The sequence below is a fragment of the Acidovorax sp. CCYZU-2555 genome (assembly GCF_018413525.1).
GTDB lineage: Bacteria > Pseudomonadota > Gammaproteobacteria > Burkholderiales > Burkholderiaceae_C > Comamonas.
In genome coordinates, this window is sequence record NZ_JAHCDD010000052.1 from 1 (window position 1) to 11,912 (window position 11,912).

The window sequence follows — 11,912 nt, forward strand, 5'->3', positions numbered from 1 at the left end:
GACTGGGCGATCATGCGCGCCATTTCCTTGGGCTGCGGGCCACCCGCGGTCATGCGGTTGCGCACGATCGCCACCGGGTCCAGCGCCGCGCGGAACGCGCTTTCCGACATCGGGAAGCTGGCGTTCTCCACGCCCATCTCATGCTTGACGGTCGCCGCGTAGATGCGCTGCGCATCGGCGTAGGGGAAGTCGCTGGGCTTGATGTTGCGTTCCTTGGCAAAGCCCACGACTTCGGAGGCGAAGTGGTGGCCCACGCGGAACGGCAGGCGGTGGTCGCGCATCAGCGCATCGGCCACTTCCTGCGAGGCGGTCCAGTCGAGGTTCAGTTCCTCGAGCGCGCGTTCGGGATTCACCACCAGGCCGGTCAGCACGCGGTCAAACGACTGCAGCGTCGCCACGGTGGCGTCCACCACGGCCATGGAGTCGCGCGTGGGCTTGCTGTCGCTCATGCCCGGAGCAATGTTGTGCTGCATGATCAGGCGGCCAACGCCCAGCGTCAGCACGCGCGAGGCGTGCACGCGCGTTTCATTGAGCAGGCCTGGATTGCGCTTTTGCGGCATGGCGCTCGAGACATAGGTGTTGCCGCCGCCTTCGCGCAGCAGTATCCAGGGTCGGGGCTGGGCGTACTGCACCATCACATCCTCGATGAAGGCGCCCACATGCAGCGCGATGCTCGACGCCACGGCGCCGATTTCCGCGGGCATTTCGGCCGCCAGGATCTGCGCGGCGTCGTAGGCGTTGTCGACCGTCGCGGGATAGCCCAGGTACTTCGCCATGCGATCGCGGTTCAGCGGCCAGCTCGTGCCGTTGAGCACCGTGGTGCCCATGGCCGACTGGTCCAGGCGCGCGAACGCCTGCTGCAGGCGCTGGGCGTCGCGGTCAAAGCCCGCCAGGTGGCCCAGCAGGGCATGGCCGTAGCTGTTGGGCTGGGCGGCCACGCCGTTGGTGTAGTTCGGCACGATGGTGGCGGAATGGGTCTGCGCGAGCTGCAGCAGCTGGGCGCGCGTCTGGCGCAGCTGGTGTGCGAGGCGCAGCATCTGGTCGCGCTGGACGGCCGAGCGCACGGTGGCCAGCATGTCCTGGCTAGAGCGCCCGGCGTGCAGCAAGGTGGCCTCGACGCCCGCGGCGTCGATCAGCAGCGGCTCGAACGTGATGACCGTGTTGGGCCGCTTGCCGCCCGGCGCATCGCCTGCTGTCAGAACGGTCTGAAGGCCCTTGGCAATGCGCGGTGCCGCGGCTTTGTCGAGCAGGCCTTCATCGGTGTTGATCACCGCAGAGGCCTTGTTGATCTGGCCCAGCCAGTAGAAGTCGTCGCGTTTGGTCTCCTGTGCCAGCGCCAGGTGCGACAGCGTGACCAGGCCCAGCGCGCAGACCGCGCGCAAGGCGCTGCGGGGCAGCAGGGGGGAACGGCGTGGTGTGCTTTTCAAGTTTGTCTCCAGTGCTTTTATGTTTTGCAATGCGGTGTCCGCGTTGGAGTGTGTCAGGCTTGCAGCGACGGCACAACTGCGGCGGGGGGGCGAAAAAAAAGGGCCTCCGAGGAAGCCCTTTCTTCAATGCCGCAAGGGCTTATTGACCGACCTTGAGCTGGCCGCCGCGGCCCAGGCCGCCCTTGACTTCCTGTGCCTTGTAATTGCGCAGCGAAACGACCATCTTGTTGTACGCGTCCATGAACGCCGCCACCGTGGCCTTGCCTTCGGGCGTGCGCGAGAAACCGCCCAGGCCCGCGGCCGCGCCGCCGCCGAATGCGCCCAGCGCCGCGCCGTAGTTGGTCGCCGTGGCATTGCCTTCGGAGATCGACAGCTGCACGCCGGAACGGATGTCGAACATGGTCATGGTGACCACCGAGACCTTGCTTTGCAGCGAGCCGGCGATCGCGCCCGCGGCGCCGCCGAACAGGCCGCCCAGGCCGGCCGCGATGCCGCCCACCGAGTCGTTGTTGATGATGATCGCCGGCTCGAGGTAGTAATCGGCGGCCACGCGCTGGCCCTTTTGCTGCTTGGAGCCGGCGCGGAATTCGCCGGAGTTGCGCTGCTTGTCGGTGATGGCGCTCATGCGGCTGTCGGTGCGGCTGTTGCCGATCGAGGTGATCACGAAGCAGTTCGACTGCTGCACGGCCAGGCGGATCAGCGGCTCGATGTTGGTCACCTGGGTCGCCTGGCCGAAGCTCGCGAACCATTCCTTGCCGCGGCCGTCGTCGACAGCGATGGTGCCCAGCGGCGCGTCGCAGCGTTCCAGCGATTCGTTGGCGTTGACGCTGGTCGCGCCGCCGGCGGCGCCGCTCGCGGCCGTGGGCGAATTGCCCGCGGTGAGCATGCCGCCGCCCGGTGTGACGCAGCCCGACAGGATCAGGGCGGACGCCAGCGTGGCAAGGCTCAGGGAAAACTTGGACATAGGTACTCTCTGGTTGTAAAACTGTTGTGGTGAGGACCGCCGCAACTTGCGGCGCGGCAATGGGGTCAGCGCAGGATCCAGCCCGCGCCGCCCCAGTACCAGTAATAAGGCGCGCCGGCGTACCAGCTGCCCCATGAGGTGCGGTAGGCCTCGCGGACCTGGTAATCGGCCTGGGCATCGCGCTTGGCGGCCTGGGCGTCGGGCAGCATGCGCTGCGCTTCCTTGTGGCCCTTGGCGGCGGCGCGGCTGAGCCAGGCCTCGGCTTCGGCCGGGTCGGAACCCATTTCCTCGAAGCCCTGCAGGTAGATGCGGCCCAGCGCGAACTGCGCGGCCACCAGGCCCCGGTCGCCGGCCTTGCGCATCCATTCGATCGCCTGGAAGCTGTTGCGCTCCACGCCGTCGCCGCGCAGCAGGCGCAGGCCCAGGTCGTAGGCCGCCTTGGGGTCCTGCTCGGCCAGGCGGCTCAGCGCTTCGAGTCGGCGCTCGGCCGCCGCATCGGTGGCGGGCGGCTGAAAGTGCGTGGTGTTGCGGTGCTGGTCCACGCAGCGGTTGCCTTCGCAGACTCGCACGGTGTCGTTCACGCGCCCCAACTGCTCGGCAGGTGTCTGCGCCGCACAGCCCAGCAGGGCGATGGCGGCGGAACATAGCAAGAAAGCCCTGTGCATGGACGGCGGTCCCTATTGGTTATTTTTCAAAGGGACGATTCTTGTGAATTCAAGCCGTGAATGCACACTAATTTTCGTTTCGACACTGTTTGCGAATCATTCGCATTTTTTGCGGCGCCCCGCGGCGCCGCTGGCGCATCAGCTGCTGGAAGGCTGAAGCTGGTGCTGGCCCAGAAATGCCGCGGCCGTCATGCCCACGCTGCGCCGCACCATGGCGCTGAACGCGCTGGGCGTGTAGTTGAGCTCGGCCGCAATGTGCGCAATGGGCATCTGGCGCGCGGCCAGCGCCACGGCATGCGCCAGCACCACCTGCTGGCGCCATTGAGTGAAGGTGCAGCCCAGTTCGCTGTGGAACAGCCGGGCCACGGTGCGCAGGCTGGCGCCGGTGTCGAGCGCCCATTCCTGCAGGCTCGCATGGCGCGTGGGTTGTTCCAGCACGGCCTCGCACAGGTGCTGCAGCCGCTTGTCGCGCGGCATGACGATGCCCAGGCGCATGTCGTGCGCGCGGCGCAATTCGTCGCAGACCAGGGCGCTCAGATGGTGTTCGCGTTGCAGGGCCTGGGGCGACAGCGGCGGGCCGGCGTCGCTGTCGGTCGACAACTCCTGCACCAGCGCGCGCAGCAACTCCGAGACCTGCAGCACGCGGCACTGCTGCCAGGCCGGCTGCTCCATCCATTCGGCCGGCGCGCCCGCGCCGTCGCGCGCCGGCAGAAAGTACAGCGTGTAGAGCCGCGCGGTCTCGACCATGGTCACCGCGTGCGGCAGGCCGGGCGGCACCCAGACCGCGCGGTTGGGCGGAACGATATAGGTCGCATGGTCCATCGACAGGCGGATCACGCCGCCCATGGAGATCGCCATCTGCGCCCAGGGGTGGCTGTGGGGCATGACCTGGGTGTCGCGGCGCAGCTCGCGCATCTTGGAGCGCACCGGCCGCCGCGCGCTGGGTTCGTACAGGTGCGGGTCCAGCGTGGCCACATAGGACAGCGGCCGCGCCAGCTTGCGCACGGCGGGCGACGAAAGCAGGGCGGCGGGCGGTTTTGGCATTTGCGCGATAGTTTTTGGCAGTCTATCGCATACATGCCGCGCCGGCCTTGCCTAAGATGGCCGCATGAACGCTTCACCGTCAACTTCCGCGAACGCGCCCGCCGCCGTTCCGCTGCGCCAGGACGCGCGCACCATAGGCCTGATCGGCCTGGCCCATGGTTCCTCGCACTTTTTCCATCTGCTGCTGCCGCCGCTGTTTCCCTGGCTGATCGCCGATTTCGGCTACAGCTACTCCGAGCTGAGCGTGCTGCTGTCGGTGTTCTTCGTGGTCTCGGGCGTGGGCCAGGCGCTCGCGGGCTTTCTGGTCGACCGCGTGGGTGCACGGCCCATCCTGTTCGCCGCGCTCACCAGCTTCATCGTCGCCGGCGTGATCGCCAGCACCGCCCAGGGCTATGCGACGCTGCTGCTGGCCTCGGTCTTCGCGGGCCTGGGCAATGCGCCGTTCCATCCGGTGGACTTCACCATTCTCAACAAGCGCGTCTCGGCGCCACGCATAGGCCATGCGTTCTCGGTGCACGGCATTTCGGGCAATCTGGGCTGGGCGCTGGCGCCGGTGTTCATGGCCGGCATCACCACGGCCACTGGTTCGTGGCGCACCGCCTGCCTGTGCGGCGCGGGCCTGGCGGCGCTGGTGCTGCTGATCATGGTGCTCAACCGCGACGCGCTGGACGACCGCAAGCCCCTGGTGGCTGCCGCGGCCCGGCCGGTGGCCGGCAACGCGCCTGTGGAGCATCCAATGGCCTTCCTGCGCCTGCCTTCGGTCTGGCTGTGCTTCTCGTTCTTCTTCTGGAGCACCTGCGCGCTCAGCGCCATCCAGAGCTTCGCCAGTCCGGCGCTGCAATCCATGTACGGCCTGCCGCTGAGCCTCACGGCGCTGGTGGCGACGGGCTACATGCTGTGCGGCGCGGCCGGCATGCTGATCGGCGGTTTCCTGGTGGGCCGCGTGCAGCGGCTCGAAAAGCTGATCGCGATCAGCCTGCTGGCGTCGGCCGTGCTGCTGGCGGTCGTGGGTTCGGGTCTGCTGCCCGGCTATGTGGCGCTGGCCGTCGCGGCCGTGGCCGGCCTGGGCACGGGCATCGCGGGCCCGTCGCGCGACATGCTGATCAAGAAGGCCGCGCCTCCAGGCGCGACCGGCCGCGTCTACGGCACTGTGTATTCGGGCCTCGATCTGGGCTTCTGCCTGGCCGCCCCGGTGTTCGGCGCGATGCTCGATGCCCACTTCTACGGCGGCGTGTTCTTCGGCTCGGCGACGGCGCTGGCGCTGAGCGTGGTGTCGGCGGCGTTCGTGGGCCAGAAGGTGGCGCAGCGCTACGCCGCGGCGTAAAAAAAAAGCGCCCCGCGGGGCGCTTTTTTACAGGGTGAAGATCTTGCCCGGGTTGAGGATGTTCTTCGGGTCCAGCGCGCGCTTGATGGCGCGCATCATGTCGACCGCGCCGGCGCCGGTCTCGTCGACCAGAAAGCCCATCTTGTGGATGCCCACGCCGTGTTCGCCGGTGCAGGTGCCGCCCAGGCGCAGCGCGCGCGCGACCAACTGGTGGTTCAGTTCCTCGGCTTTCTCGAACTGCGCGGGTTGGTTGGGGTCGAGCAGGTAGCCGAAGTGGAAGTTGCCGTCGCCCACATGGCCCACGAGGAAGTAGGGCAGGCCGCTGGCATCGGCTTCGGTGATCGAGTCGAGCAGGCAGTCGGCCAGGCGGCTGATGGGCACGCAGGTGTCGGTGCTGATCGCGCGGCAGCCGGGCACGGAGCTCACGGCCGCGAAATAGGCGTTGTGGCGCGCGGTCCACAGGCGCGTGCGGTCCTCGGGCGTGCTGGCCCATTCGAAGGCTTGGCCGCCGAACTCGCTGGCGATGTCCTGCACGGTCTCGGCCTGCTCCTTGACGCTCGCCGGCGTGCCGTGGAATTCCATCAGCAGCATCGGCTCTTCGCGCAGCGTGGTCTTGCTGTAGTTGTTGACCATGCGCACCGAATTCGCATCGAGCAGCTCGACGCGCGCGATAGGCACGCCCAGCTGGATGGTCTGGATCACGGTGCGCACCGCGGCTTCGATGCTGGGGAAGGAGCAGATCGCGGCCGAGACGGCTTCGGGCAGCGGGAACAGGCGCACCGTGACTTCGGTGACTATGCCCAGCGTGCCTTCGCTGCCGACCATCAGCCGCGTGAGGTCGTAGCCCGCGCTGCTTTTCTTGGCGCGCGTGCCGGTGTGGATGACTTCACCGCTGGCGGTGACGACTTCGAGCGCCAGCACGTTCTCGCGCATGGTGCCGTAGCGCACGGCGTTGGTGCCGCTGGCGCGCGTCGCGGTCATGCCGCCCAGGCTCGCGTCGGCGCCGGGATCGATGGGGAAGAACAGGCCGGTGTCGCGAATCGCTTCGTTGAGCTGCTTGCGCGACAGGCCGGGCTGCACGGTCACCGTGAGGTCGTCGGCATTCACGCTGAGCACGCGGTTCATGCGGCTCACATCGAGGCTGATGCCGCCCTGCACGGCCAGCAGATGGCCTTCGATCGACGAGCCCGCGCCGTAGGCAATGATGGGCACTTCGTAGTCGCTGGCCAGCTTCACGGCATCGGACACATCCTGGGTGCTCTCGGCGAACACCACGGCGCTCGGTGGCGGCGCCTGCAGCGCGCCTTCATCGCGGCCGTGCTGCTCGCGCACGGCCAGGGATTGCGAGCACTGGGCACCGAAACGGGCAACCAGGGCTTCGAGAAAGGCAGCGGGCACCGCGCGGGGTGTGGCGGGCAGCAGGTGGTGGGCAGCGACGGGTGAATTCATGGGGGACCTCTTCAAGGGATCCAAAAGAATACCACCCGTGATCGGCGTCAATGCGCGCTGTGGCGCATGTCGCAGCAGCGCGCGGGACTACTGGCGCGCGCCGCGCTGGAACTCTTCCAGCGACAGGCTGCCATTGCGGTCGGTATCGAGTTCGCGCAGGCGGCTGGCGATCACGGGCAGGGCCTGGGCTTCGGCGGCGCTGAGCTGGCCGTCATGGTTGGTGTCGGCGCGCTCGAAAGCCGCCTGCTCGGCCGAGGGCCGGGGTCGCGACGCCGGTGCGGGCGAGGCGGGCGCCGCGACGCTGCGCGCCGTGGGCTGGGGGGCGGTCTGCGCGCCGGCGACACCGCCGAACGCCAGGCTGGCAAACAGGACCATGCTGCGCACTTCGAAAGCGCCGATGGCGCGCGGGTGGCTGGACTTCATGGACAAAAACTCCGGAACAATAAACACGACTGCATTCCACTGCACATCGGGCTTGGTTGCTAGCGTTTTTGCTTGCTGTTGCCTGGCCCTACACTTTCCTGCGCGCTGTAACGGAGAATGGCGTTTTTCCTCGCAGGAACCCCCATGGGCAATCGTTTGACACAGATCGCCACCCGTACGGGTGACGACGGCACCACCGGCCTGGGCGACAACAGCCGCGTGTCCAAGAACAGCGGCCGTCCGCACGCTATGGGCGATGTCGACGAACTCAATTCGCACATCGGCCTGCTGCTGTGCGAGCCGCTGCCGCAGGACGTGCGCGAGCTGCTGGTCGATGTCCAGCACCAGCTGTTCAACCTGGGCGGCGAGCTGTCGATTCCGGGCTTCGAGCTGCTCAAGGACGAAGGCCTGCTGCAGCTCGACAACGCGCTGGCGCACTACAACGCCCAGCTGCCGCGGCTGCAGGAATTCATCCTGCCCGCGGGCACGCGCGCTGCCGCGCAGGCCCATGTGTGCCGCACCGTGGCGCGCCGCGCCGAGCGCATGGTCGTGGCGCTGGAGCACGGCGAAGCCATGCGGCCCGCGCCGCGCCAGTATCTGAACCGGCTGTCCGACCTGCTGTTCGTGCTGGCGCGCGTGCTCAACCGCATGGATGGCGGCGACGATGTGTATTGGAAAAGCGAGCGCCTGAACGAAAGCACCCCCTGAGCGGCTTACGCCGCTTCCCCCTCTCATCCTTTGGTGGAGGGGGACGGCAGCCTCGGTGCGGGGCGGCCCTTCCTCGCTGCCCCCGCGCTGGGCCGCGCCAGTTTCAGCGACGATGTATTACTGAGCGCGTCAGCGCGGCGCCAGGATCGCCATGGTGATGCGCGAGGTGCAGGTCGGCTGGCCTTCGTCGTTGACCATGTCGATCTGCCACACATGGGTGGTGCGGCCGATATGCACGGGCTTGGCCGTGGCCGTGACCCAGCCGCTGCGCGCGGAGCGCAGGTGGTTGGCGTTGATGTCCAGGCCGACCGCTTTGTGGCCTTCGGGGCTGGCGTAGAACGCGCCCAGCGACCCCAGGGTCTCGGCCAGCACCACGCTGACGCCGCCGTGCAGCAGGCCGAACGGCTGCACCGTGCGTGCGTCGACGGGTACGCGGCCGACGATGAAATCGTCGCCGATTTCTGTGATTTCTATGCCCAGATGGCTGACGGCCGTGTTGGCGCTGTCCCGGTTCAGGGCGTGCACGGAGGCGGGCTTTTTCCAGATCGACATAAGGCAACTCATAGATGTGAACGCAATGTCTGATCATGCCCCCAGTGGACCTGCGGGGCAAAGACCGCGGCGACAGGGGCGGAAAAAAAGCCCGGCGGCTGCCGGGCTTGCAGGGCGGGCGATGCGCTGCGGTCAGACGTGCATCGTGCCGGTGTCGAGGAAGCGCTCGTGCCAGCTCAGCGCCTCGCGCAGGATGTGCGGCGTGTGCTGCGCTCCCTTTTGGCGCGCGCGGTCGAAGTAGTCCTGCAGCATGGGGCGGAAGTCGGGGTGGGCGCAGTTGTCGATGATGACCTGGGCGCGCTCGCGCGGCGACAGGCCGCGCAGATCGGCCAGGCCCTGCTCGGTGACGATGATCTGGGTGTCGTGCTCGGTGTGGTCGATGTGCGAGCACATGGGCACGATGCAGCTGATCTTGCCGTCCTTGGCGACCGACGGCGTGACGAAGAACGACAGGTAGCCGTTGCGCGCGAAGTCGCCCGAGCCGCCGATGCCGTTCATCATTGCCGAACCCATGATGTGGGTCGAGTTGATGTTGCCGTAGATGTCGGACTCGATCATCGAGTTCATCGCGATGATGCCCAGGCGGCGCACCAGCTCGGGGTGGTTGCTGATCTCCTGCGGGCGCAGGATGATGCGTTCGCGGTAGAAGTCGATGTTGCGCTCGAAGTCCTCGTAGGCGCTGTTGCTCAGCGAGATCGAGGTCGCCGAGGCCTGGCGCATCTTGCCCGCGCGCAGCAGGTCGAGCATGCCGTCCTGCAGCACTTCGGTGAAGCCCAGCAGGTTCTCGAACGGCCCGGTCAGCAGGCCCGCGAGCACGGCGTTGGCGACGTTGCCCACGCCCGACTGGATGGGCAGCATTTCCTTGGGCAGGCGGCCCTGCTTCATTTCATGCGACAGGAAGTCGATGATGTGGCCCGCGATCTGGCTCGACACCGCGTCGGGCTGGGCAAAGCCCGAATTGCGGTCGCTCTGGTGGGTTTCGACCACGGCGATGACCTTGGCCGGATCGACGCGCAGATAGGCTTCGCCTATGCGCTCGGCGGCGTGCGTCATGTTGATCGGCGTGCGCCGCGGCGGGATCGCCGTGCCGTAGTAGATGTCGTGCATGCCCTCGATGGCCAGCGGGGGCTTGGTGTTGACTTCGAGGATCACCTTGTCGGCGATCTCGAGCCAGGTCTTGTTGTTGCCCACGGCCGTCGACGGGATCAGGCGGCCGTCGGGCAGCACGCCCAGCACCTCGATCACCGCGACCTTCATTTCGCCGAGGAAACCGAACCATGCATGCTGGGCCACGTGCGACAGATGCATGTCGACGAAGTGCATTTCGCCCGCATTGATCTTGGCGCGGCAGATGGGGTCGGTCTGGAATGGCAGGCGCTTCTCGAACGCGTCGGCCGCGGCCAGCGTGCCGTCCATTTCGGGGGCCGTGGACGCTCCGGTCCAGACGCTGATCTTGTACGGCCGACCCGCATCGTGCTCGGCGCGCGCGCGCGCGGCCAGTGCCTGGGGAAGAAGCTTGGGGTAACCCGCGCCGGTGAACCCGCTCATGCCGACATTGGCGCCCGCGGGCACCAACTCCGCCGCCGCCTGCGCGCTCATGATCAGGGGATGGAAATCGCTATACCGTACGCGGTCAATCAAGGACATCTGCAAACTCCGCAAAAAAGCGCCACCGCCTGTCTCCAGAAAATCGGGCGCGGTGGCTTGCGGGGCGCATATTAGCAGCGATGATCCTCTGACCTCTGGTTTACCCGAGGTATCCAGTTTGTCGTCATGCTCACTGCGGGAGCGATGTAGGTACCAGCTTAGGATTGGGTTGCGCGGCTCTAGACACTGGCTTGCCCCAGCGTGGGGGCACCGAGCAAGGGCCGCCCCGCAGCGAGGGTGCCGTCCCCCTCCACCGAAGGATGAGAGGGGGAAGACGCGTAAGCGGCTCAGGGGGTGTTTAACGCTATCGCGGCTTGCGGTCGAGCAAGGCGTAGAGAATGATCGCGCCAAACGTAGCGGTCCCGATGCCGCCCAGCGCGAAGTCGCCGAACTTGAGCGTGAACTCGCCCGTGCCCAGGATCAGCGTGATCGCGGCGACGATCAGGTTCTTGTTCTGCGAGAAGTCGACCTTGTTGCGCACCCAGATGTTGGCGCCGGCGACGGCGATCAGGCCGAACACGACGATGGACACGCCGCCCATCACCGGCAGCGGAATCGCCTGGATCAGCGCGCCGAACTTGGGGCTGAAGCCCAGCAGCACGGCCAGCACGGCGGCGCACAGGAACACGGCTGTCGAGTAGATGCGCGTCGCCGCCATCACGCCGATGTTCTCGGCATAGGTGGTCACGCCCGTGCCGCCGCCCGCGCCGCTGACCATGGTCGCGACGCCGTCACCGATGAAGGCCTTGCCCATGTACTGGTCGATGTCCTTGCCGGTCATGGCCGTGACCGCCTTGATGTGGCCCAGGTTCTCGGCGACCAGGATGATGACCACGGGAACGATCAGCAGCATCGCGGGCGCGCTGAACACCGGCGTGTGCAATTGCGGCAGACCGAACCAGGCGGCGTTGATCACGCCCGACAGGTCCAGCGGCTTGCCCAGGCCGGCGACATTGGTCAGCAGCGCGTAGAAGATGCTGGAGACGATCAGGCCGACCAGGATCAGCAGGCGCTGCACCATGCCGCGCGTGAGCACCGCGACCAGGCCGACGGTGGTGAAGGTCAGTGCCTGCATCCAGCTGTCGAAGTTGCTCGCCGCCATGTTCTTGATGGGAATGCCCGCGAGGTTCAGGCCGATGACGGCCACCACGGCGCCGGTCACGACCGGCGGCATGAAGCGTTCGATCCAGCCCGTTCCCAGCCATTGCACCAGCACGCCGATCAGCGTGTAGACCGCGCCGCAGGCGATGATGCCGCCCAGCGCCACGCCGATGTTGGCGTTCGCTCCCTGGCCCGCATAGCCCGTGGCGGCGATCACCACGCCGATGAAGGCGAACGAAGAGCCCAGATAGCTGGGCACCTTGCCGCCGGTGATCAGGAAGAAGATCAGCGTGCCTATGCCGCTCATCAGCACCGCGAGGTTCGGGTCGAAGCCCATGAGGATGGGAGCGAGCACGGTCGAGCCGAACATCGCAATCACGTGCTGTATGCCCATCAGGCCGGTCTGCGGCCAGGGCAGGCGCTCATCGGGGCCGATCACGCCCCCGGAATGCAGCACATCGGAGGACTTTTCTGTCCATTGGAATATTCCCATCGCTTCTCTCCTGTGAAAACTGGCGCGATGTTAGAGACATTCCGCGCCCGATGGGGGACAGATTCACCAAACGTTGTAGGCGCATGACGCCCGCGCGGGTGTCGCCCAGGCGGCA

11 protein-coding genes are annotated in these 11,912 nt (G+C 67.1%); 2 read left to right on the plus strand and 9 right to left on the minus strand.

Annotation, left to right across the window (positions count from 1 at the left end; genetic code table 11):
- The 4 genes from KHY18_RS17665 to KHY18_RS17680 all read right to left on the minus strand — a co-directional run.
- On the minus strand, positions 1 to 1,427 hold a 1,427-nt coding region (locus KHY18_RS17665; protein ID WP_502769137.1), incomplete at its 3' end, for a lyase family protein.
- A gap of 139 nt (positions 1,428 to 1,566) precedes the next feature.
- The gene (locus tag KHY18_RS17670; protein WP_213302759.1) at positions 1,567 to 2,391 is read right to left on the minus strand and encodes a hypothetical protein; all 825 of its coding nucleotides are present in this window, start codon (positions 2,389 to 2,391) and stop codon (positions 1,567 to 1,569) included.
- 65 nt (positions 2,392 to 2,456) lie between these two features.
- A complete protein-coding gene (locus tag KHY18_RS17675; RefSeq protein ID WP_213302761.1) occupies positions 2,457 to 3,056 on the minus strand; it encodes a tetratricopeptide repeat protein in 600 nt (199 codons plus the stop codon).
- A gap of 138 nt (positions 3,057 to 3,194) precedes the next feature.
- A complete protein-coding gene (locus KHY18_RS17680; protein ID WP_213302762.1) occupies positions 3,195 to 4,100 on the minus strand; it encodes an AraC family transcriptional regulator in 906 nt (301 codons plus the stop codon).
- Between the two features lie 64 nt (positions 4,101 to 4,164).
- Between KHY18_RS17680 and KHY18_RS17685 the strand changes: the two genes are divergently transcribed.
- Positions 4,165 to 5,424 (plus strand): MFS transporter, encoded by a 1,260-nt coding sequence (locus KHY18_RS17685; RefSeq protein ID WP_213302764.1) that lies wholly within the window; start codon positions 4,165 to 4,167, stop codon positions 5,422 to 5,424.
- A gap of 27 nt (positions 5,425 to 5,451) precedes the next feature.
- Here KHY18_RS17685 and KHY18_RS17690 read toward each other — a convergent pair whose 3' ends face one another.
- Positions 5,452 to 6,873, minus strand: a complete 1,422-nt coding sequence (locus KHY18_RS17690) for an FAD-binding oxidoreductase (RefSeq protein WP_213302765.1) — start codon at positions 6,871 to 6,873, stop codon at positions 5,452 to 5,454.
- A gap of 87 nt (positions 6,874 to 6,960) precedes the next feature.
- Positions 6,961 to 7,296 carry an EF-hand domain-containing protein gene (locus tag KHY18_RS17695; RefSeq protein ID WP_213302766.1) on the minus strand — a complete coding sequence of 112 codons (336 nt, stop codon included), beginning with the start codon at positions 7,294 to 7,296 and terminating at the stop codon, positions 6,961 to 6,963.
- Between the two features lie 144 nt (positions 7,297 to 7,440).
- On the opposite strand from KHY18_RS17695, the gene KHY18_RS17700 reads away from it, so the two are divergent.
- A complete protein-coding gene (locus tag KHY18_RS17700; protein WP_213302767.1) occupies positions 7,441 to 8,004 on the plus strand; it encodes a cob(I)yrinic acid a,c-diamide adenosyltransferase in 564 nt (187 codons plus the stop codon).
- A gap of 129 nt (positions 8,005 to 8,133) precedes the next feature.
- Here KHY18_RS17700 and KHY18_RS17705 read toward each other — a convergent pair whose 3' ends face one another.
- The 3 genes from KHY18_RS17705 to KHY18_RS17715 all read right to left on the minus strand — a co-directional run bounded on the left by KHY18_RS17705 (position 8,134) and on the right by KHY18_RS17715 (position 11,797).
- Complete coding sequence (locus KHY18_RS17705; protein ID WP_213302769.1) at positions 8,134 to 8,556, minus strand: hotdog fold thioesterase; 423 nt, start codon at positions 8,554 to 8,556, stop codon at positions 8,134 to 8,136.
- A gap of 132 nt (positions 8,557 to 8,688) precedes the next feature.
- Positions 8,689 to 10,203 carry a succinyl-CoA:acetate CoA-transferase ScpC gene (gene scpC, locus KHY18_RS17710; protein ID WP_213302771.1) on the minus strand — a complete coding sequence of 505 codons (1,515 nt, stop codon included), beginning with the start codon at positions 10,201 to 10,203 and terminating at the stop codon, positions 8,689 to 8,691.
- 304 nt (positions 10,204 to 10,507) lie between these two features.
- The gene (locus KHY18_RS17715) at positions 10,508 to 11,797 is read right to left on the minus strand and encodes a solute carrier family 23 protein (protein ID WP_213302773.1); all 1,290 of its coding nucleotides are present in this window, start codon (positions 11,795 to 11,797) and stop codon (positions 10,508 to 10,510) included.
- Positions 11,798 to 11,912: the final 115 nt, after the last annotated feature.

Coding starts and splice junctions, on each gene's coding strand:
- KHY18_RS17670 (WP_213302759.1), bottom strand. CDS start 2,391: ATGTCCAAGTTTTCCCTGAGCCTTGCCACGCTGGCGTCCGCCCTGATC.
- KHY18_RS17675 (WP_213302761.1), bottom strand. CDS start 3,056: ATGCACAGGGCTTTCTTGCTATGTTCCGCCGCCATCGCCCTGCTGGGC.
- KHY18_RS17680 (WP_213302762.1), bottom strand. CDS start 4,100: ATGCCAAAACCGCCCGCCGCCCTGCTTTCGTCGCCCGCCGTGCGCAAG.
- KHY18_RS17685 (WP_213302764.1), top strand. CDS start 4,165: ATGAACGCTTCACCGTCAACTTCCGCGAACGCGCCCGCCGCCGTTCCG.
- KHY18_RS17690 (WP_213302765.1), bottom strand. CDS start 6,873: ATGAATTCACCCGTCGCTGCCCACCACCTGCTGCCCGCCACACCCCGC.
- KHY18_RS17695 (WP_213302766.1), bottom strand. CDS start 7,296: ATGAAGTCCAGCCACCCGCGCGCCATCGGCGCTTTCGAAGTGCGCAGC.
- KHY18_RS17700 (WP_213302767.1), top strand. CDS start 7,441: ATGGGCAATCGTTTGACACAGATCGCCACCCGTACGGGTGACGACGGC.
- KHY18_RS17705 (WP_213302769.1), bottom strand. CDS start 8,556: ATGTCGATCTGGAAAAAGCCCGCCTCCGTGCACGCCCTGAACCGGGAC.
- scpC (WP_213302771.1), bottom strand. CDS start 10,203: ATGTCCTTGATTGACCGCGTACGGTATAGCGATTTCCATCCCCTGATC.
- KHY18_RS17715 (WP_213302773.1), bottom strand. CDS start 11,797: ATGGGAATATTCCAATGGACAGAAAAGTCCTCCGATGTGCTGCATTCC.